General features: G+C 60.9%; 22 protein-coding genes. 11 read left to right on the forward strand and 11 right to left on the reverse strand.

The annotated features are described in order from the left end of the window. Positions 1–22: 22 nt before the first annotated feature. The 4 genes from P0D73_RS00220 to P0D73_RS00235 are packed head-to-tail and all read right to left on the reverse strand — an operon-like array spanning position 23 to position 2583. Positions 23–1348, reverse strand: coding sequence for a sensor histidine kinase (locus P0D73_RS00220; protein ID WP_408174868.1), 1326 nt, complete (start codon positions 1346–1348; stop codon positions 23–25). Continuing rightward, complete coding sequence (locus tag P0D73_RS00225; RefSeq protein ID WP_132377643.1) at positions 1345–2085, reverse strand: response regulator; 741 nt, start codon at positions 2083–2085, stop codon at positions 1345–1347. The genes P0D73_RS00220 and P0D73_RS00225 overlap by 4 nt, the downstream gene beginning before the upstream one ends. 7 nt (positions 2086–2092) lie before the next feature. Then, positions 2093–2215 (reverse strand): hypothetical protein, encoded by a 123-nt coding sequence (locus P0D73_RS00230; protein WP_408281413.1) that lies wholly within the window; start codon positions 2213–2215, stop codon positions 2093–2095. Then, on the reverse strand, positions 2212–2583 hold the full coding sequence (locus tag P0D73_RS00235) for a GFA family protein (RefSeq protein WP_408281412.1): 372 nt from the start codon (positions 2581–2583) through the stop codon (positions 2212–2214). Before P0D73_RS00235 ends, P0D73_RS00230 begins: the two co-directional genes overlap by 4 nt. Positions 2584–2792: 209 nt before the next feature. On the opposite strand from P0D73_RS00235, the gene P0D73_RS00240 reads away from it, so the two are divergent. Both P0D73_RS00240 and P0D73_RS00245 read left to right on the forward strand, forming a co-directional pair. Next, the gene (locus tag P0D73_RS00240; RefSeq protein WP_408281409.1) at positions 2793–3353 is read left to right on the forward strand and encodes a thioredoxin family protein; all 561 of its coding nucleotides are present in this window, start codon (positions 2793–2795) and stop codon (positions 3351–3353) included. 213 nt (positions 3354–3566) lie between these two features. Next, positions 3567–3818: a DUF4148 domain-containing protein gene (locus P0D73_RS00245; RefSeq protein ID WP_132377646.1), complete on the forward strand. Its 252-nt coding sequence runs from the start codon at positions 3567–3569 to the stop codon at positions 3816–3818. Between the two features lie 201 nt (positions 3819–4019). Here P0D73_RS00245 and P0D73_RS00250 read toward each other — a convergent pair whose 3' ends face one another. The 4 genes from P0D73_RS00250 to P0D73_RS00265 form a co-directional block, all read right to left on the reverse strand. Further along, a complete protein-coding gene (locus P0D73_RS00250; protein ID WP_408281407.1) occupies positions 4020–4874 on the reverse strand; it encodes a helix-turn-helix transcriptional regulator in 855 nt (284 codons plus the stop codon). 131 nt (positions 4875–5005) lie between these two features. Then, positions 5006–5671: an OmpA family protein gene (locus tag P0D73_RS00255; RefSeq protein WP_408428940.1), complete on the reverse strand. Its 666-nt coding sequence runs from the start codon at positions 5669–5671 to the stop codon at positions 5006–5008. A gap of 74 nt (positions 5672–5745) precedes the next feature. Continuing rightward, entirely contained in the window at positions 5746–6510 is a 765-nt protein-coding gene (locus tag P0D73_RS00260; protein WP_408428943.1) for a flagellar motor protein, read from the reverse strand. A 72-nt stretch (positions 6511–6582) separates the two neighbouring features. Then, positions 6583–7827 carry a Crp/Fnr family transcriptional regulator gene (locus P0D73_RS00265; RefSeq protein ID WP_408428946.1) on the reverse strand — a complete coding sequence of 415 codons (1245 nt, stop codon included), beginning with the start codon at positions 7825–7827 and terminating at the stop codon, positions 6583–6585. A 467-nt stretch (positions 7828–8294) separates the two neighbouring features. Between P0D73_RS00265 and P0D73_RS00270 the strand changes: the two genes are divergently transcribed. From P0D73_RS00270 to P0D73_RS00305, 8 genes are all read left to right on the forward strand, one after another. Beyond that, positions 8295–8444 (forward strand): hypothetical protein, encoded by a 150-nt coding sequence (locus P0D73_RS00270; protein WP_165923924.1) that lies wholly within the window; start codon positions 8295–8297, stop codon positions 8442–8444. Between the two features lie 64 nt (positions 8445–8508). Then, positions 8509–8859: a DUF4148 domain-containing protein gene (locus P0D73_RS00275; RefSeq protein ID WP_132377651.1), complete on the forward strand. Its 351-nt coding sequence runs from the start codon at positions 8509–8511 to the stop codon at positions 8857–8859. A gap of 115 nt (positions 8860–8974) precedes the next feature. Next, positions 8975–9769: an alpha/beta hydrolase gene (locus P0D73_RS00280; RefSeq protein WP_408428949.1), complete on the forward strand. Its 795-nt coding sequence runs from the start codon at positions 8975–8977 to the stop codon at positions 9767–9769. Beyond that, the gene (locus tag P0D73_RS00285; RefSeq protein ID WP_408174879.1) at positions 9766–9891 is read left to right on the forward strand and encodes a hypothetical protein; all 126 of its coding nucleotides are present in this window, start codon (positions 9766–9768) and stop codon (positions 9889–9891) included. The genes P0D73_RS00280 and P0D73_RS00285 overlap by 4 nt, the downstream gene beginning before the upstream one ends. Before the next feature lie 438 nt (positions 9892–10329). Continuing rightward, positions 10330–12675, forward strand: coding sequence for a TonB-dependent receptor (locus P0D73_RS00290; RefSeq protein WP_408428951.1), 2346 nt, complete (start codon positions 10330–10332; stop codon positions 12673–12675). 27 nt (positions 12676–12702) lie between these two features. After that, complete coding sequence (locus tag P0D73_RS00295; RefSeq protein ID WP_408317816.1) at positions 12703–13350, forward strand: MotA/TolQ/ExbB proton channel family protein; 648 nt, start codon at positions 12703–12705, stop codon at positions 13348–13350. After that, entirely contained in the window at positions 13347–13745 is a 399-nt protein-coding gene (locus P0D73_RS00300; protein ID WP_408317818.1) for an ExbD/TolR family protein, read from the forward strand. The genes P0D73_RS00295 and P0D73_RS00300 overlap by 4 nt, the downstream gene beginning before the upstream one ends. Positions 13746–13749: 4 nt before the next feature. Beyond that, on the forward strand, positions 13750–14433 hold the full coding sequence (locus tag P0D73_RS00305) for an energy transducer TonB (protein ID WP_408428954.1): 684 nt from the start codon (positions 13750–13752) through the stop codon (positions 14431–14433). Positions 14434–14478: 45 nt separating this feature from the next. Here P0D73_RS00305 and P0D73_RS00310 read toward each other — a convergent pair whose 3' ends face one another. Further along, on the reverse strand, positions 14479–14979 hold the full coding sequence (locus tag P0D73_RS00310; protein WP_408174886.1) for a lysozyme inhibitor LprI family protein: 501 nt from the start codon (positions 14977–14979) through the stop codon (positions 14479–14481). 583 nt (positions 14980–15562) lie between these two features. Here P0D73_RS00310 and P0D73_RS00315 point away from each other — a divergent pair. Continuing rightward, positions 15563–17401: a tannase/feruloyl esterase family alpha/beta hydrolase gene (locus P0D73_RS00315; RefSeq protein ID WP_408428958.1), complete on the forward strand. Its 1839-nt coding sequence runs from the start codon at positions 15563–15565 to the stop codon at positions 17399–17401. 147 nt (positions 17402–17548) lie between these two features. On the opposite strand, the gene P0D73_RS00320 is transcribed toward P0D73_RS00315, so the two are convergent. Beyond that, positions 17549–18400 carry a carbohydrate ABC transporter permease gene (locus P0D73_RS00320; RefSeq protein WP_132377659.1) on the reverse strand — a complete coding sequence of 284 codons (852 nt, stop codon included), beginning with the start codon at positions 18398–18400 and terminating at the stop codon, positions 17549–17551. A 10-nt stretch (positions 18401–18410) separates the two neighbouring features. Beyond that, positions 18411–19388, reverse strand: coding sequence for a carbohydrate ABC transporter permease (locus P0D73_RS00325; RefSeq protein ID WP_408174889.1), 978 nt, complete (start codon positions 19386–19388; stop codon positions 18411–18413). Positions 19389–19442 lie beyond the last annotated feature (54 nt).

Consider the following 19442-nt stretch of genomic DNA (forward strand, 5'->3'; position numbering starts at 1 on the left):
TGGCGGCCAGCGACAAGCGCAACTACGCCTTGCGCAGATTCCTCAGCGTCAAGCGCGCGTCCAGGCCGCCGCCGGGACGGTTGTGCAGCGTGAGTGTCGCATCCATCGCCATCGCAAGTTGCCGCGCGATGGCGAGGCCCAGCCCCGTGCCACCCGTATCGCGATTGCGTGATGCTTCGAGCCGGTAGAACGGCTCGAACACCGCTTCAAGCGACTCAGCCGGTATGCCGGGGCCGCGGTCGAGCACGGCGATCGCTGTTTCTCCGCTGGGCAAAGTGGCCGCCGTGATCTCAGCCGCGCCGCTGAACTTCAGCGCGTTGTCCACCAGGTTGCCGAGTATGCGGCGCAATGCCTGCGGACGCGTCACCAGCGAATCGCCGAGCCGCCCTTCCAGGCTGACCGCCTGGCCGGCGTCCACATAGTCGCAGACGAGACTGTCGAGCAGCGCGTCGGGATCGACGCGGCAAGGCACTTCCGTCGCGCCGTGCAGCGTGCGCGCGTACGTCACGCCCTCCTTCACCAGGCTTTCCATTTCCTGCAGATCCTGGCGCAGCTTCGCGCCCTGCGCGTCGTCGTCCATCACGTCGACGCGCAGGCGCATGCGCGTGATCGGCGTTTGCAGATCGTGCGAAATCGCCGCCAGAATCTGCATGCGTTCGGTCATGTAGGTGGCAATGCGGTCCTGCATCGCGTTGAAGGCGCGCGCGGCGCGCGACACTTCCGACGGCCCGTCCTCCGGCAGGCGCGCCGCCTTCAGGTCGGGGCCGAGCGTATCCGCGGCGAGCGCCAGCTGATGCAACGGGCGCGTGGCGAGCCGCACCGCCAGCCAGCAGCACGCGACCAGCACCGCCAGTTGCAACGCGAGCACGAGCGGCAGCCAGCGCGACAGCGGCGCGCCCGACATGGGGCGCATATCGATCGTCAGCGGCGTGCCGTCGCTCAGTTGCAGATGAACCTGCAGGCGCTCCTTGTCGCCGGGGACGGCATTCACCGTCAGCGGATAGTGCCTGCCGATGCCGTCCGCGATGGATTGCGCCACACGCTCGGACAGATGCGCATCGATCGGGCTGCCGGCAATGCCCGGCCCCAGAATGAACTCGTAGCTGCGCCGCGCGAGCCGCGGCAGCCACTGCGCGCGTTCGTTCGGCGGCAGATGATCGAGCAGCGCCACCGAGCTGCTCACTTCGCGCTCGATGTAACCCATCATCACGTTGGTCATGGTCTGGTCGCGCTCGGTCAGCGTGAGCCAGAACGACAAGGTCTGCGCCAGCGCGAGGCCGACGAAAAGAATCAGCGCAAGCCGCGCGAACAGCGTGCGCGGCCAGTGCAGCCAGGACCAGCGGTTCATTGCGGATCCTCGATGGCAGTCACCGCCGCGGAAAAGACATACCCCTCGCTGCGCAGCGTCTTGATGTAGCGCGGCTCGCGCGCGACGTCGCGCAACCGTTGACGCAGACGGCTCACCATCAGATCGATCGAACGATCGAACTGATCGGCCTGACGGCCCTGCGTGAGGTTGAGGAGTTGATCGCGCGTCAGTACCCGCTGTGGATTGTCGAGAAACACGCGCAGCAAGCGGTACTCGGCGCCGCTCAGTGCCACCATGGTGCCTTCGGCGTCCAGCAGATGGCGCGCGGTGGTGTCGAGGCGCCAGTCGCCGAAGGCCAGCATGGGCGCCGATTCCGTCACCTGCATGCCGGGCGGCAGCATGCGGGCGCGGCGCAGCACGGCGCGAATGCGCGCGAGCAATTCACGCACGGCGAAGGGCTTGGGCAGGTAGTCATCCGCGCCCATCTCCAGGCCGACGATACGATCGGCTTCCTCGTTGCGCGCCGTCAGCATCAATACCGGCACCGAACGGAATTTGCCGGCACGCAGTTCGCGGCACAGCACCAGACCGTCCTCGCCGGGCATCATCAGATCCAGCACGATCAGATCGGGCGCGCCCTGCTCCAGCGCCGCGCGCATCTGGCGCCCATTCGCCGCGAGCGACACGCGCATGCCGTTCTTCTCGAGATAACCGGCCAGCAATTCGCGGATGCCGCGGTCGTCGTCGACAATCAGTACGTGATCGATGGTTTCCATCAATGCATCATCTCTTTTGGCGTTTCAACTGCACCCGGCTCGCACACATCAATGAACACTGCACCGGATGCGCCAGTTCGGCGGCAAGGCCGCCCGTCACGAAGACGACGATAGCCAGCAGGCGTTTCATGCGTCCTCCAGCACGGAGAGGCTCGCGCCGTCCGCGACTCCCGCTTCCAGACTATACGGATCGACGCCTTCCAGGCAACCGATGTTGACTCGCCACTGCTGCGGGTCTTTACGCGTCTGATGAAACGGATAGACACCGCAGTGTTTGCAAAAATAGTGCCGGGCCACCCGCGTGTTGAACTGATAGAGCGTCAGTAAATCTTCGCCGCTCAGGATCTTCAACTGGCTTGCCGGGAACAGCGGCGTCATCAAGGCGCCCTTGCGGCGGCACAGGCTGCAGTTGCAGCGCCCGGCCGGGACGATCGGGGTACGCACTTCGAATTTGACGGCCCCGCAGTGGCAGGCCCCTTGCAGCAAGTCGGCGCTCATGGTGCTCTCCGTGATTGGCAATGCCTGCTTTATAGCCTGGCTCGCACGGCGAATTGTGTCGCAGTGTATCTGGACCCCGTACAGATACACAACATTGCACCCAAGAGGTCTGAACGACACATGCCAGATACCTGCGGACGCTTCAATACAGTCATTCGCGGCTGATACGCGAACTGCCGTTTTTAGCCTCATCCTGAAAGGACACTGACATGCTCTCCGCATCCAAGATCAAAACATTCGCCGTCGCAACTGTGATCGCCGCCGCAGCCGCGAGCGGTATTGCCGCCTTCGCGGGGTCGCCCGAACCGAGCGCGCCCGCCCTCGCAGCCAACGCCCCGGCCCCCGAATTCGCCGGCATTTCGCAATGGCTCAACAGCGATCCGCTGACGTTGCAGCAACTGCGCGGCAAGGTGGTGCTGGTCGATTTCTGGACCTACACCTGCGGCAACTGCATCAACACGCTGCCCTACGTGAAAAGCTGGAATCAGAAATACAAGGACCAGGGGCTGACGGTTATCGGCGTGCACACGCCCGAGTATCCGTTCGAGCGCGACACCGACAACGTGAAGACCGCCATCAAGCGCTTCGGCATCACTTATCCGGTCGCCCAGGACAATCGCTATGCGACCTGGAACGCGTACAACAATCAGTACTGGCCGGCTTTCTACCTGCTCGACAAGCAAGGCCGGATCGTCTACACGCATTTCGGCGAAGGCGACTATGCGAAGACGGAAGCGAAGATTCAAGCCCTGCTCGCGCAGCAAGGATAAACGCGGGTTCGTATCGGAATGTATCCGCGGTTTCCGGCGATACACAACATTGCAATTCGCCGCTTTCTCGACACATGCCCGATACACCCGCGCGGTTCAATACATCAACGCCGCTTCTCTGAGAAGAATCGCATCGCAGCAAGTCCAGGTCGACCTCTGCTCGTGCTTTCTGATCCGCGGACGTCTCTTATCCAACCGTTCAAGGAGAACGATATGAAAGTTTCCATGATTGCTTTGACTCTTGCTGCCAGCGTGATCGGAAGTGTTGCTCACGCTGCGGTACCGACGCCCTCGACCGGCACTGTGGATTCTTCGCAGATCGCTCAGGCTGCGCAGCCGCAATGGTCCGCGAGCACGGCCAGCGTTGCCGGGAAAACGCGCGCACAGGTCCGTCAGGAACTCGTGCAAGCGGAGAAGGATGGTCAACTCGCCAACCTGAATCGTTCGCTTTATATGGGTAGCTGAGTGGCGGTTTGGCGTTGACGTCGCGAGGAGTGCTCCGGGCGCTCCGCGTGATGTCGGGTGCCCGGCGCTCGTGATGAAGCTGACGATCGACGCGGGTCAACTTTATTCCGGCGACGTATCAGGTACTTTCGTGCCGACGCCTTCGTTCAAATTCATGCCTGCGAAGACGTCTTGAAGCGGCTTTGAACTGAACCGCGTTCGTCACGCGGCTTGAGTGGTTCGCGCGATGAGCGCTTGCACGGCGCGCAGATCGGCCGCCGAGGCCGGCGAAAACACGACCATGCTCAAGCCGTCTCCACCATCCACCGCGAAGGCCGAATACTCGAGCGTGATCGGCCCGGCCTGCGAGTGGCGCAGACGTTTTGTTCCAATCCAATGACTGCGCACGTCGTTCTCCGCCCACAGGCGGCGAAAGTCCGCGCTGCTCGCCTGCAATTCGGCCGCAAGCGCCGCGGCTTGCGCCGACCCGCCGATGCGCGCGATATCGATGCGAAAAACGGCGAGTGCGGCACGCGCGCTTTCCTCCCAATCCGGCTGGCTTTCTCGCACTGCCGGGTCTCCGAACAGACGCCTTAGCACATTGCGCTCGCGCGCCGGCACAGCCGCGTAGTCGCCGAGCACCGCGACCGCGGCCGCGTTCCAGGCCACGACATCCCACGTCGGCGTCTTCACGATGGTGGGACTGCCGGGCATGCCGTCCAGTACGCGCTGCAAGGCAGGCGTGACTTGCGGCGGCGCAAACGGGCTGAGCGGCGGCGGCCGTTGCTGGGCCAGCAGGAACAGCATCTCGCGGCCCGCAGCGTCGAGTTCCAGTGCACGGACAAGCCGCTCCAGCACCTCGTTCGACGGTAGGCCGCCACGCCCCTGCTCCAGCCACGTGTACCACGCGACGCTAACGTTCGCCCGCGCCGCCACTTCTTCGCGCCGCAAACCCGGCGTACGACGCCGGCTCGGCGCGTCCGGCCCCGGTTGCAAACGCGAGCGGCGATCGCGCAGGAAGCTGCCCAATGAAGTGCAGGCGGCGCCGAGCGGATCAGGCAGAGTGCTGACGGGCATAGGGGATCTCGACAATTCGCGGGTTCGGCGGAATGCGTGGAATCGCGGCGGGGCCGTTGTCGATACTCTAGCGCGAATGGGCACCTGGATGCTGCGGGTCGTGCGTTAGCCTATTCTCCACCCGCGGCAATTCAGTACTCGACGAGAATAGTCACACGACGATTCGCGGCGCGCGCCACCGCGTCATCGCCGATGATCAAGGGGAAATTGTCGGCCCGCCCGATCGCGGCCATTCTGTGCGCTTCGATGCCTTTGTCCGCGAAGAAGCGAACCACCGCGCCGGCTCGTGCGGAAGACAGCTCCCAATTGGATTCGTATTTCGCCGTCGAGATGGGCGCGTTGTCCGTATGTCCTTCCACGAGAATGTTGTTCTTCGACTTGTCACGCAGCACGCCGGCAATCTGATTCAACACGCCGAACGATTCCGGCAATAAACGCGCGTCGCCCGAATTGAACAGAACCTTTGCGTTGATGGCGATTTCCACGCCGTGAGCCGCGTTCGAAATCGTAATCCGGCGATTGTCCTGAAGTGGCTCCAACAGAGAAAGAAGCCGCTTCTTCGAGGCATCCGGCGTAGCGGACGTCGCCTCTGTCACCGCATGGCGCTCCAGCGCCTTGATTTCGAATTCCCTCGTCTTTGCCAACTGCAGCACATAGAGCGCGAGGAACAACACCATCAGCGTCGTGATGAGATCGGCGTAGGAGATCAGCCAGCGCCCGGACTGCTCCTCGCCTTCGGCGGCGTCATAGCCGGTCTTATCCGCCGTGAGGCGCTTGTTACCCGAGGAGGTGTTCATACCCGAAAAGCCCGCGTCCGAAATTACCTGTGATGGGTTCCGGCTCGCTCGTCATATGCGCGAACCGGAACCGGCTAGCCCAGCAACTCGGCCGATCTTTCCCGCACGTCACCCGCGAGCCGCGTCTCGATGGTGTGAGGCGACTCCTTGCGCGAGATCGCGAGCAAGCCGTCGAGATATAAACGCCGGAAGCGCAATTCACTATCCACCTGCGCCCTGATCTTTCCGTACAACGGCAGAAAGACCAGATTAGCGAGAGCGAGGCCATATAGCGTCGCGACGAAAGCCACCGCGATACCTTGCCCGAGTTGCGCGGGCTCGAGCATATGGCCGGTCACCTGAATCAGACCCAGCACGGCGCCCAGAATGCCGAACGTCGGCGCGTAACCGCCCGCCTGTTGCCAGATCCGTGCGGCCGCCATGTGATTGCGCTCGTATGCATCCAGTTCTCGTTGCAAGGCGTCTTCGAGCACAGCCGTCGATACGCCGTTTGCCAGTAGTTCCAAACCTCGTTTGGCAAACGGATTGATGCCGCCCGCCTCGATCGACTCGAACACCAGCATGCCGTTCAGCTTCGCCTGATCGCCCCATTCGAGCAGGACGGACAGGCTCTCGCGATCGACCTGCCGCGCCTTCAAAAAAGCCAGGCGCAGTTGCTTGATGCCGTCGTAAAACCTCGCCCAGGTGTTCTGAATCATCACCGCACCGAAGGTGCCGCCCAGAACGATGACGAATGCCTCCAACTGAAACAGCGAAGTGAAGTGCCCGCCCTCGAGCGAAAAGCCCGCGACGATCGCCGTCACGCCGAACACCGCGCCAAATAGCGTCAAAAGATCCATACGTCCTCTCGAATGGCCGCCCGCGCCTTCGAAGCTCGAAGTCGACAGTGCGTACCGTTTGCGTGTTGCGCGTCAGGCATCCAGATTGGACAGCGGCGCAGGCGCGGCCGCCGGAGCTTTGATCGCCCGCACGGTCTCGAGAAAGCGTTCTTCGATCTCGGCAATTTCGAGCGGATCGATCTTGATCTCACGACGCATGACCCACGAGACTTCTTTCTTTCTCGCCTCAGTCATCACCGAGAGCAGGCGCTCGGCGATCGGCTGGCCCGTCACGGCGGAAAGCAGTTTCGCGAGGTCGTATGTGTCGAATGCGCTCACCGCTTCGAACAAGGTTCGTTGGTCGACAAACTCCAGATCGTCGAGCGACTTCAGTTCGCTCAGACCGCGAGTATTGCGGCGCGAGAAATAGCTGATGCCCTTTTCTTCGACATAGTTCAGCACCTTGGTCTTGCGAAAAGCGAAGATGTCTTCCGCGATTTCAGCGTGGGACAGCTTGTTCAGAATCACCTTCTTCTCGACGCCGATCAAGGCTTCCAGGTCGTCCAGTTCGATCAGTTCCAACTCGCTGCTGATGGAGAGATCGAGATCGTGGTCCGCCACCTGTTGCGCACGCTCGGTGATTCGCAGCGGATCGAACGTGACCAGTTGCCGGCTCGTCGCGCCGTCCTGCGCGGAATAGCGCGCCGACGTGTTGCTCGAGCGATCGGAGCGGCCCGGTTCGAGCGAGACGAGATTGAGTTTCTCCATCCGTTTGAGCATAGCCATCACATGCGGACGCGAATGACCGGCAATCGCATGGCACTTCCTGATCACGTCGGGCAGTGGTACCGAGAATTCCTCGCCTTGCGCTCGGCGCATGCGGCCGTCCGGCCTGTCGGCGTTCTCGCCGCCCGCCATCAACGACAGGACATGCGCGTACGACACGACGCCCGGCAGAAAATCAGCGTGCGTATTGGTGGCGAGAACGTCGTCCTTCTTTTTCACTCGCCGGATCAGCGTGCGTACGATATGGCGAAGCAACGGCGAGACGCGCTCGAGTTCGTCCTCCACCACGTTGGCCGCGATGACGGTCAATTGGCAGAAGCTCAGCGCTTTCGCGGTATGTGCCCGTGGTTCGGGCGGCAACAAAGCCGCCTCGCCGAAAAACTCGCCTTTGCCTAGTGTCGCGAGGATCACTTTCTTCTCGTCGCACTGGGTGGAGATTTCGACTTTGCCATCCGCAATGACGTAGACGACGGCGTCGCCCGCGAAGCCTTCGGAATAGATGACTTCGCCCGGAGCCGCTGTACGCGACCATGGCGATCGTTGGTGATTCAAGATGATTCCCCCGAAGAGCTATTTCCTCGTCCAGCGCCAGCCGTGCTGAAGGCTCGCGCGTGTCCGATGGTCCACATTATTGGACTGGATAACGACATGCAAAACGCAAAGCTTTAATAAACGTAATCCTCAGACTTAACAGTGCAAACGTTTGGGAGCCTTACTGGACAAGGATTGGCGCGATGCAGCTTTTTTCGATGGATGACAGAAAGGTCCGCCGTTGACGCACCGGACGTTCATGAAAATGTAAGACTCAATTTTTTCGTCACAATCGCGAAAAAATTTGGAATAAGCGGAAACCCGAGGTGTTTGCCCCTACATGACAGCGACGAACGCTGCACGGTAGTGACGAAACAGGCATGTACGCGCTGCTCTCGTTGCAAGCGGGTCATGTCAGTGGACGAGTAAAGACGTAGCTTCACTTAATTCGCAAGGCGTCTTCAATCTTTTATTAGTTAGGTATCCAAATGAAAAGCAAACTTTCCATCATTCTCTCGCTGATCGTGCTCGCTTCGGCAGGTTTCGCTACCCAAGCCTCGGCGAAGGAACATATGCACACGAACACGCAGCAGTGTGTCGGCCCCGCAGGTTTCTGCACCCCGTACTTCGGCAGCTAATTCAGCACGCTTTCCAGGCAATCGTTGCCACCCAACTCATCGCATTTACGAAGGAATTTTTATCATGAAAAAAGCTCTTGTTTGTTTCGCTCTCGCCGTCGGCACGTTGGCCGCTCCTGTTCTGAGCTTCGCACAATCGAATGCCCCCGTCACACGCGCCGAAGTGCGTGCCGATCTGGTGCGCCTCGAACAGGCGGGCTACAACCCTTCGCTTGGGGACGATGCTAATTACCCCGCCGCCATTCAAGCCGCCGAAGCGAAGGTCGCCGCGCAGAACGCTCCGCAAACGACGCAGTCGTCGTACGGCGGCGTGGCGCAGGACGGCAGCTCTTCGTCCGGCATGCACAAGCACGCGTCGACGGATTCCAGCTGCGTCGGCCCCGTCAGCTTCTGCAACGTCTTTTTCGGCAGCTGAATGACACGTATCGGGAATCCTGTTCCGCCTTCGATATCAACAGGATTCCTAATTTTCGCAAGAGATTCGAAATATTTTTAAAGAAGAATCTCTCACTTGAAAACCGGAGTTTGTCATGAAAGTTTTGCCTCTCGTCGCGACGGCCTTGTCGTTGTCCGCCGCCCTTTTCGCCTCGACTGGCGCGATGGCGCAAGATGCCAAACCGCAGAATGCGCCGGTCCACAACATCGTTCTCGTACACGGCGCATGGGTGGACGGCTCGGGTTGGAAACCGGTCTATGACAGACTGACCAAAGACGGTTATCACGTCACCATCGTGCAGGAGCCGCTGACCTCGCTCGACGACGACGTCGCCGCGACCAAACGCGTACTCGATCAGCAGAACGGTCCGACGATTCTCGTGGCCCACAGCTACGGCGGTTCGGTCATTACCGAAGCCGGCGTGAACCCGAACGTGGTGGGCCTGGTGTACGTGGCCGCGCACGCACCGGCAGTCGGCGAAGATGAAAGCGACCTTGGCAAGGGCATGCCGAGCTATACGTCAAAGCAGCCGGGCGCGATCATGAAGACTAGCGACGGATACACCTATCTGAATCCCGCGGACTTCCCCAAGGATTTCGCTGCCGATTTGCCGCTCAAGCAAGCGCAGTTCGAATCGCACGCGCAAATCCTGACGGCCGCAAAAGTCTTCTCCGCGCCGATGACAGTCGCCGCGTGGACGACCAAGCCGAGCTGGGGCATCGTAGCGGCCAACGACAAGATCATCAACCCCGATCTCGAACGCTGGTATTACGCACGCGCACATAGCCATACGACGGTGATCCCGGGCGCGAGCCACTCGGTCTACGAATCGCGGCCGAAGGAAGTGACCGCTGTCATCGAGGACGCGGCAAAGCATGCGCAGTCTTGAACTGGCGTATCGACAATCCACAGCGATTCGAAGAGCCTCATTTCGCCAAGCAATCCCTCTCTGCCCGCCATGCTGCTCTCAGCGTGGCGATGCTCGAGCATCTGCAACAAGCCATCCTCTGAACTTTAGCGCCCACGGCTGCAACTTCGTCGCAGCCGGATGAGCCACGTCGTCTGCGACGGCAACAATTGCCTGGTCGGCTCGACAAAACCGCTCGACACGCGATCAAAACCGCCCTCCCGCCGCCTCAGCCGGCGCGCGACACGCACAACCGATAAGACGCGCCGAACGACGACGACTGTCCGAAACCGGGCAGCCGCGTGCCTGCGAATTACGCTCACGATCTCATCCCGCGCCTCAAAACCAACGCGCCATCAACTTGTTATTGTTTTCCATGAATGTAATGATATAACATTCCGGAGACGTTTCAAAAGACTACCGCAGTTGAAAGGAGATCCGCACCGCTATCCAGCGCCGCGCACGTTCAGCCCCAGGAAATCCGTCGACCAAGACAGAAAAAACGCATCCCCCCAGTCGCCAACACACTCGAATACATAACGATGAAAAACCGCACGCGCGTCTCCTCTGCAGCCTTACTGCTGTTCGCAATGGCCGCCCGCGCCCACGCCGCAACCGACGAAAGTTCAGTAACCGGCGCAGTCATAGATGCCACCGGCCAACCCGTCGACAACGCCACAGTGATCGTGCAGAACGCAAGCGGCGCCGCTGTCAGCGAGGCGAAAACGAACGCCGAAGGCCGCTTTGCCATCGCGCACGTGACACCGGGCACCTACGCGGTCGTCGTCACCGCAGCGGGCTTTGCGAGCGGCAACAGCATCACGACCACGAGCGCCGGCACGGAAAGCACCGTCAGTGTCAGTCTCGCGAAGAGCGGCACACTCGACGTTCAGGTGAACGCGAAGCGACTGGACAGAGCACGCAATGGGTTGTTGCCGGAGACCGGTAGCAGCGTGTACCGCTTCAGCCAGGCCGATATCGATGCGCTACCCGCGGGCCAGGACACGCCACTGAATCAGGTGCTGCTTCAGGCGCCCGGCGTGGCCAGCGATTCATACGGTCAATTGCACGTGCGCGGAGACCACGCCAATCTGCAGTACCGTATCAACGGCATCATGATTCCCGAGCCGATCAGCGGTTTTGGGCAGGCGCTCGACACGCGCATCATCGACCAGGTCAATCTGCTGACCGGCGCGTTGCCCGCACAGTACGGCTACCGCACTGCCGGTGTCGTGGACATCCGCACGAAGACGGGCGATGCGGGCAATGGCGGCACGATCGACGTATTCGGCGGCAGCCACCAGACCCTCAAGACCAGTGCCGACGTGTTCGGCACGCAAGGTCCGTTCAGCTACTACTTCAGCGGCTCGCTCGGCGTCAACAACCTCGGCATCGAGAATCCCACTGCAAGCGCGAACGCCATTCACGACCACACCCGTCAGGGCGACGCGTTCGGTTATATGTCGTACATCATCAATCCACTCACGCGGGTGAGCCTGATGTTCGGCACCACGAGCAACCAGTTCGAAATCCCGAACACGCCCGGTCTGCCGACCAATTTCACGCTCAACGGCAACAGCACGTTCGATTCGAGTCAGTTGAACGAAACGCAATCGGAGTTAAACAATTTTGCCGTGGTGGCGCTTCAGGGCACCAATGGCGGCGCACTGGACTACCAGGTCGCGCTATTTACCCGCTATACGCGAACGCAATTCAATCCCGATCCGGTGGGCGACCTGCTGTTCAACGGCGTAGCGTCGCAGGACTTTCATAGCAACTCGGCCAATGGCGCGCAAGTTGACACCACGTGGCGACTCAACGCCAAGCATACGATTCGCGCCGGCCTGTTCTTCCAACAGGAGCACGCGGTATTCGACGACAGCGTCAACGTCTTCGCAACGGACGCAGACGGCAATCAGCTATCCGACCAGCCCTTCAATATCCACGACTCGAGCAGCAAAACCGGCTACCTGTACAGCGCTTATGTGCAGGACGAATGGAAAATCACCGACAAGCTCACACTCAACTACGGGCTACGTTACGACAAGATGGACGAGTACGTCAGCGCGAGCCAACTGAGTCCTCGCATTGGGCTTGTCTATGCACTGACGCCGACCACCACCTTTCACGCCGGCTACGCGCGCTACTTCACACCGCCTGCGTTCGAACTGGTGTCGGGCTCGACCATTAGCCGCTTCAACGGCACGACAAACCAGAGTCCGTCGAGCCAGAACGATCAGGTACAACCCGAACGCAGCCACTATTTCGATCTCGGCGTCACGCAGCGCCTCGGTTCGAACGTGACAGTCGGCGTCGACGCTTACTATAAGAAATCCACCAACCTGCTCGACGAAGGACAGTTCGGCTCCGCCCTCATCTTCACGCCGTTCAACTATCAATACGGACGCGTGTACGGACTCGAGTTCACCGCGAACTACAAGCAGGACAACGTGTCCGCCTATCTGAACCTAGCCTACAGCCGCGCGCAGGGCAAACAGATCGACTCCGCCCAATTCAATTTCGAAGCGGACGAACTCGCCTTCATCAACGACCATTGGGTGTATCTGGATCACGACCAGCGCGTGACCGCGTCATTCGGCGGAACGTACGACCTCGGCAGAACGACGTTCACCTTCGACGGCCTTGTGGGCAGCGGCTTGAGAAGCGGTTTTGCCAATACCGATCGCCTACCCGTCTATGTGCAGATCAATCTCGGCGTGATCCAGCACTTCAACCAGCCTCTCGTCGGCAAGTTCGATGCACGCTTGCTGGTCGTCAATGCGTTCAATCGGGTCTATGAGTTGCGCGACGGCTCGGGCATCGGGGTGGGCGCGCCGCAATACGGCCCGCATTTCGCCGTCTATGCCGGTATCACCAAGCATTTTTAAATCTGTCACACGGCAACGAGGTCGGTTATGCAGGATTGGACGAATGTTCTGGCGGCGGTGCGTGTGGGCGGATGGGTTATCTATCCGCTCACGGTACTCGCTGTTCTGGCGGTTGCGATCGTCCTCGATCGCGCCTATGTATTTTTGCGTTTTGGCCGCTTGCCGCCAGGCATTCACGCCGCGCACGATATTCACAAGGTTGGATCAACCGTTCATCTGGATAACGGATTGAATCACGCCGCGAATCAGAACGCATTCAGGCGGATGAATGCACCGTGGCTGCCCGACCCGTCCATCCCGCTGTGGTTGCGCGAAGCCAATGCGCAGTCGGTCGCTTCGCAAATCGAGCGCGATATGAGCAAGGGTTTCTGGGTGCTGGAGACGATCATCACGGCCGCGCCGCTGCTGGGCCTGCTCGGCACCATCGTCGGCATGATGCATTCGTTTCAGTTGTTCGGCGGCACGGGGCTCGTCGATCCGGCCGGCGTCACCGGCGGGGTGGCACAGTCGTTGGTGGCGACTGCGATCGGTCTCGTCGTCGCGCTGTTCGCACTCTTCGCGTTCAACTACTTTTCACGGCGGCTTGAACGTCTGATGGATGAACTCGAATCGTTCGCGAATGCGCGGCTCGGTGAAATCCGCCTTGCCGCTGCCGCTGCCGGAGCGCACTCGTGAAGTTCAAACGCTCGCGCGCGGCCGGGCGCGGTCGCATCGAAATCATTCCGATGATCGACGTGATGTTCTTTCTGCTGGCGACGTTCATGCTCGCTTCGCTCGCCATGCAGCGGCTCGATGCCGTTAAGCTGACCTTGCCCGCGGGCCGCGCGCAGCAGATGGACGCGCACGAACCGTTGACCATTTCGGTCGATCGCCGCAATGAGATCTTCGTGAACCATCTGCCCGTGCGTCCCGATCAGATCGAGCCGACGATAAAGCGCCTGTTGCAGCCCGACGCAAATGTCGTCATTGCCGCCGACGACGCAGCGGGCCACGGCACGGTCGTGCAAGCCATGCTCGCCGCACGCCGCGCCGGCGCGGCGCATTTTCTGATCGCCGTGCATCGTGAATAGCGCGATGCATCTGACCACCACCGTCGATGATTCGCCGAAGCTTCGGATCGGGCTGGCGATTTTTATCGCGCTCGTGCTCTGGCTCGTGTTTCTGTTCGCGCTCGGACATTGGCTCGACGCAACGACATCCGAGCCGGCACCAGACAAGCCGCTGGAGATGCGCGTGGTGGAACTCGATCCACCGCCGGCAATACATACCGAGCCAACGCCTGTGGTCAAGCCACTGCGGCCGGTCGAGCCACACCCGCATGCCGTGCCTAGACACACTGAAGCACCCGCTCCACGGATGCCGACGCCGGATAGGCACGCAGCCCAGATCGCTGCTCCCAATGAACCCAGCGCGCCCGCCGAGTCCCCCGTGCATTCAACCAACTCGTCGGAGGAAAGACAAAGCACATCACAACCCGCCATCTCTGCCGGTGATGCAGCCGCGCGCGCCATCGCGCAACCGTTGCCTGAGTTGCCCGACGACCTACGCGAGCAGGCCTATCAAACCGTCGCGACCGCGCGCTTCGTAATTCACGCCGATGGCTCGGTCGATGTCGAACTGCTCAAGCCGACTCCCAATCCACGCCTCAACCAGCTTCTCCTCGAAGCCCTTCGCAAATGGCGCTTCTTTCCGGCATTGCAGAGCGGCCATCCGGTCGAAAGCCGGCAGGACGTCCGCGTGCATTTCAATGTGAATTAGCGCGCGGATGCGTCGTGCCCACCGGCGCGCCATCACCACCGGCAACTACTGTGCACTAGCAGTCGTCGCGTTCGCAACGGACTCGCCCTTCATCTTCCGAACCGCATCGGCCGCCGAAGGCGCAAGGTTCTGCCCGGCCAGCGACGCGTCGAACGCTTCGCGGCGCGCCTGCTTCGCTTGCTCGTAGTCGGCGTCCAGTTCAGCGATACGGCGGTCGTACCAGCTCTTCACGCAAGCCTGATCGGTACAGTTGTGCTGGCGCCACAGCCATTGATGCGTGCGCGCGGCTTCAAGCGCGGCCGTGTCGAGCGTGGTGTCTTTCGCGCGCTGCCAGGCCGCGGCGAGACGGTCGTCGAGTGCCGACAGTGCCGGATCTTTACAGACGATCTTTTCCGACGCGGACGACTTGCTCGTGCACTTGAAGCTTGCCGCGGACGCATCCATAGCAAGCGTGGCGCCTGCGACCAGTAAGCCGATCGACAGCAATGCGCACGGCGTCGTGAGGCGTTGAAGGGTGCGGGAGAAAACGGTGTTCAAGGTGGACATACCGGGCCTCTGTTCAGGGAAATAACCAGGCTCAGGCGCGGCGAGACTGTGTCGCGGCCTGCTGCCATGCAATCAAGGACTGCGATAGCGGTGAAAGCAGGATAGCGCTCATGAAGTGGCCCGATGACGGGAGAACATGCCGTGATTCAAAAGTGCTTACACGATATTTCCACGCAGCACCGGCGGCATCGATGACGGTATCGATCAGGCAACGATTGCGAAAGTTATGCAATCCAATCTATTTTTCTTATCGGGTGGAATGACACACGCGACGGAGTCGCTCGACGCGCCACCTCGTCGAACCACCCGACACCCTGCCCTACCCCATTGTTTTTGCGGCGCTTTCTAATTAATGAAGCGCTCCAGATCGCGCCCGCAATTAGCGGCAACAACCAGAAAGATTCGGATAGCTTATTTCGATCGTCTTCTGGCAGCCGCGCCACGCCTTCTTTCCCATATCACGCCCGCCTATATTGAACCCGCGCACCGAGGTCGATTGCGGTGCGCATCGAGCGGTCCCCATTCCGATGGCCGCGGACAATGTCCGCCCCGCGTCAATCGACGACAATGACAGGAGACAAAGATGCCTGGTCTTTTCAAAACAGGATGTGCAACACGAGGCTGGCTGCTAGCAGTGCAGACCTGGCTTCTTCAACAGACCGTCGGCGGCAGATCATTTGCCGCGCTAATGGGTGCCGCGCTGATTGCGATGCTCGGCATGCCGATCAACGCAAGCGCTGCCACCACTGGTTTAGCCAACCTCCCCGCCGTCATGCCGGCCATGAACTGCGCCGCCGTGATGAGCATGGACCTCAGCGGCGTCATCGATGGCACGGTCACCATTACGTCGGCGACGGTGCTCCCTGCAGGCACCGTCGTGGGGCAGAACACACTACCGGCAGCCGTGTGCGATGTGAAGGGGACGATCGGACCGGGCGCGTCGCTATTCGAGTTGCAATTGCCGACACAAGGCTGGACGCAGCGCTACTTGCAGGCCGGTTGCGGCGGCCTGTGCGGCAACCTGTCCGTCAATGCGCCGATGGCCTCGACCTGCGTACCGGTGACCAACGGACAGATCGCGATGGCCGCGACCGACATGGGCCACGAAGGTGGTAACGACGGCTCGTGGGCGCTCAATCCGCAAACCAAGATCGACTTCGCGTATCGCGCGGAGCATGCCACCGCACAGGTCTCCAAAGCGATCATCAACAAGTTCTACGCGCGGCCAGCGAAGTACTCGTATTTCGATGGTTGTTCCGATGGCGGCCGTGAAGCGTTGATGGAAGCACAGCGTTTCCCGGATGACTTCGACGGCATCGCGGCGGGCGCGCCAGCAAACGACCTCATCGTTCAGAACACATTCCATCACGCGTGGCCCGCGGTGATGAACCTCGATCCCAAGACCGGCAAGTACATTCTGCTCGCGAGCAAGCTGCCGCTGATTCACGCTGCCGTGCTGCAAGCGTGCGATAGCATCGACGGTGTGACTGACGGTGTGATCGACAATCCGCAAGTGTGCCACTTCAATCCGCAGTCCATGCTGTGCGCAAAAGGCCAGGCGGCATCCACCTGTCTGTCGCAAGCCGAAGTGAATGTCGTACGCGAGATTCATGACGGTGCCACCGATGCGAACGGCGTCCACCTCGAGCAACCGGTCTCGCGTGAATGGGGCGGCGAGTTGAACTGGAGTCTGTTCGTGCCGGCCACCGACGCCGGGCCGAGCGGGAGCATCAACTTCGTTCTGCCGTTCCTGCAGTACCTCGACTATTTCAACGGTTCGAATCCTTCCGCCACCTTGAGCAACCTCAAGTTCACGATCGAAGGCTTCCTGAAGACCGCGCCGGTGTCGAGCTATCTCGCGGCAACCGATCCGGACCTGAGCCCGTTCGCCCGCCGCGGCGGCAAGCTGATCCTGTGGCACGGCCTCGAAGATCAGCACATCACGCCGCGCGGCACGATCGAGTACTACGAGCAGATGAGGTACTACATGGGTAGCGACAAGGTCGATCAATTCACGAGGCTCTATCTGTTCCCCGGCGTCGCGCACTGCGGTGGCGGCAACGGCCCGAACACGTTCGACATCGTGACGTCGGTGATGGCGTGGGCGGAGACCGGCACCAAGCCGGGCAAGATCGTCGCCTCGATCGTGGACGCGAACGGTCAAACGACGCGGACGCGTCCGGTGTTCCCGTATCCGGCCGTAGCTCACTACACGGGCTCGGGCAGCACGGACGACGCTGCCAACTTCGTGGCCTCCACGCCGTCATCGGATCCGCACGTCGATCTGCACTGGATCGGCGAGTGGCTCTACTCACCGGGTTATGAAGCCTGGTGTCAGACCCACGGTTCGGATCTGATCTGCAAAGGCGGCAATAACTGGAGCAGCTATCGTAAGGTTCCGACTCACTGGAACAACAACTGAGGCCATTCAGGCTTTAGTGAACTGAACTGAAAAGACTACGCTCCTGCTATCCGCACCTCTTGCGAGGCAATGCGGTTAGCAGGAATTTCAGCTACAAAAAAAGCCCGCTTTCGCGGGCAACCCTTCTCGACACGACACACAACCCCTTCAACCCTTCGTCGCCCCAAACGTCAACCCGGCCACAAAATGTTTCTGCATCGCAAAGAACATCGCCACTGACGGCAATGCCGCGAGAATCGATCCCGCCGAAACAAGATTCCACGCCGTGGTCCACTGCCCTTTCAATGCGGCCACGCCCACGGTAATCGGCGCGGCGTCGTCGCCTTGAGTCAGACACAGCGCCCAGAAGTAGTCGTTCCAGACAAACGTGAACACGAGAATCGCCAATGCCGCGAGTGCCGGCCGGATCAACGGCAGCACGATCTTGAAGAACACTGTCCACTCATTCGCGCCTTCGATGCGTGCCGCCTCGACCAGTTCGAACGGCAACTGTTTGATGAAGTTACGCAGAAACAGCGCGCAAAATCCCGTCTGAAACGACACGTGAAACAGAATCAGCGCACTGACGGTATTGAAGAGACCAAGTTGCAACGACAAATCCCGCACCGGAATCATCAGCACCTGCACCGGCACGAAATTGCCCGCCACGAACGTCGCGAACAAAGTCGAATTGCCACGGAACCGGTAGATCGCCAACGCGAAACCGGCCATCGCCGCCAATGCAATCGAGCCCACCACGGCAGGCACCGTGATCAGCACACTGTTCCAGAAGTAATGCAGCATCGGCGACGTGGTCAGCGCCTCGCGATAGTTTTCGAACATCGCGAAGTGCTTCGGCCAGCCCCAATAGTTGCCCTCGCTCAACTCTTCTGTCGAACGCACGGACGTGACGAGCACCGCGATCATCGGCAGCAGCCAGATCAGCAGCGCGACCGGCAACGTCAGTTTGTACATGCGGCGAGTGGCCGGCTTCCATTTGTCGATGGGAATCGGAAACATGGTCGGCTCCTTATTGCTCGGCGCGCAGCATCCGCCGCAAGTGATAAACGATGTACACCAGCATGATGGCAAACAGCACGACCGCCACCGCCGCCGAATAGCCGATGCGGTAGTACTTGATCGCCTGGTCGTACATGTAATACGCGAGCACGGTCGAGCTTTCGAACGGACCGCCGCTCGTCATCACCGAGATCAGATCGAAGCTGCGCAGCGCGCCGATGATAGTCACCACGATCGCCATGAAGGTGGTCGGCCGCAGTTGCGGCAGGATCACATGCCACAGCATCGACCAGCCGCGCGCGCCTTCCATGCGTGCGGCCTCGATCTGTTCGGCGTTCAGCGACGTGAGGCCGGTCAGATAAAGAATCATGCAGTAGGCGGTTTGCGGCCACAGCGCCGCGAACACGATGCCGAACGTCGCATAGCGCGGGTCGCCGAGCACCGGCACGCCGTGGCCGAGAATCATCGCGAGCAGGCCGAAGGTCGGGTCGTAGAACCACGAGAAGATCAGACCGACCACTACGCCCGACAACACGAACGGCGCGAAGAAAAGCGATTTGACGATACGGATACCGGCCACCGCCTGATTCAGATACAACGCGACGGCGAGGCCCATCGGCGGAGCGAGCAGGAACAGCAGCAGCCAGATGACGTTGTTCTTGAGCGCCGTGTAGAACGTCTGCGCATGGAACAACTCCACGTAGTTCGCGAGGCCGACGAACGACGGTTCGCTCATGCCATCCCAGTTGAAAAAGCTCAAGCGGATGGTCGACAGGATCGGCCACACCACGTAGATGGCCACCATCACGCAGGCCGGCGCCAGAAACAGAAAAGCCGCGCGCCGCTGCCGCCGCGCGGTGGGCGACGGACGGCGGCGCCGTGCGGTGGCCGGCTTGCCGCCACGCAAGGCGCCGCCCGGCGTGGGCAAACCCGGACCGCCGGGTTCAGCGGGACCGCCGACAGTGTGGCGGGTGACGGAATGCGACACGATCGTTCTCTCCAGATGAGATGCAACGGAAGGCGGCCTCGCGGCCGCCGCCGC

This window comes from Paraburkholderia sp. RL18-101-BIB-B (assembly GCF_046026985.1).
Classification (GTDB): Bacteria; Pseudomonadota; Gammaproteobacteria; order Burkholderiales; family Burkholderiaceae; genus Paraburkholderia.

What these genes read in the sequence shown, in the direction of transcription:
- P0D73_RS00225 (WP_132377643.1), bottom strand. Translation starts at nt 2,085, where the DNA reads ATGGAAACCATCGATCACGTACTGATTGTCGACGACGACCGCGGCATC.
- P0D73_RS00275 (WP_132377651.1), top strand. Translation starts at nt 8,509, where the DNA reads ATGAAAAAAGCTCTTGTTTGTTTCGCTCTCGCCGTCGGCACGTTGGCC.
- P0D73_RS00235 (WP_408281412.1), bottom strand. Translation starts at nt 2,583, where the DNA reads ATGAGCGCCGACTTGCTGCAAGGGGCCTGCCACTGCGGGGCCGTCAAA.
- P0D73_RS00305 (WP_408428954.1), top strand. Translation starts at nt 13,750, where the DNA reads ATGCATCTGACCACCACCGTCGATGATTCGCCGAAGCTTCGGATCGGG.
- P0D73_RS00295 (WP_408317816.1), top strand. Translation starts at nt 12,703, where the DNA reads ATGCAGGATTGGACGAATGTTCTGGCGGCGGTGCGTGTGGGCGGATGG.
- P0D73_RS00255 (WP_408428940.1), bottom strand. Translation starts at nt 5,671, where the DNA reads ATGAACACCTCCTCGGGTAACAAGCGCCTCACGGCGGATAAGACCGGC.
- P0D73_RS00270 (WP_165923924.1), top strand. Translation starts at nt 8,295, where the DNA reads ATGAAAAGCAAACTTTCCATCATTCTCTCGCTGATCGTGCTCGCTTCG.
- P0D73_RS00220 (WP_408174868.1), bottom strand. Translation starts at nt 1,348, where the DNA reads ATGAACCGCTGGTCCTGGCTGCACTGGCCGCGCACGCTGTTCGCGCGG.
- P0D73_RS00280 (WP_408428949.1), top strand. Translation starts at nt 8,975, where the DNA reads ATGAAAGTTTTGCCTCTCGTCGCGACGGCCTTGTCGTTGTCCGCCGCC.
- P0D73_RS00310 (WP_408174886.1), bottom strand. Translation starts at nt 14,979, where the DNA reads ATGTCCACCTTGAACACCGTTTTCTCCCGCACCCTTCAACGCCTCACG.
- P0D73_RS00230 (WP_408281413.1), bottom strand. Translation starts at nt 2,215, where the DNA reads ATGAAACGCCTGCTGGCTATCGTCGTCTTCGTGACGGGCGGCCTTGCC.
- P0D73_RS00260 (WP_408428943.1), bottom strand. Translation starts at nt 6,510, where the DNA reads ATGGATCTTTTGACGCTATTTGGCGCGGTGTTCGGCGTGACGGCGATC.
- P0D73_RS00290 (WP_408428951.1), top strand. Translation starts at nt 10,330, where the DNA reads ATGAAAAACCGCACGCGCGTCTCCTCTGCAGCCTTACTGCTGTTCGCA.
- P0D73_RS00250 (WP_408281407.1), bottom strand. Translation starts at nt 4,874, where the DNA reads ATGCCCGTCAGCACTCTGCCTGATCCGCTCGGCGCCGCCTGCACTTCA.
- P0D73_RS00315 (WP_408428958.1), top strand. Translation starts at nt 15,563, where the DNA reads ATGCCTGGTCTTTTCAAAACAGGATGTGCAACACGAGGCTGGCTGCTA.
- P0D73_RS00320 (WP_132377659.1), bottom strand. Translation starts at nt 18,400, where the DNA reads ATGTTTCCGATTCCCATCGACAAATGGAAGCCGGCCACTCGCCGCATG.
- P0D73_RS00240 (WP_408281409.1), top strand. Translation starts at nt 2,793, where the DNA reads ATGCTCTCCGCATCCAAGATCAAAACATTCGCCGTCGCAACTGTGATC.
- P0D73_RS00245 (WP_132377646.1), top strand. Translation starts at nt 3,567, where the DNA reads ATGAAAGTTTCCATGATTGCTTTGACTCTTGCTGCCAGCGTGATCGGA.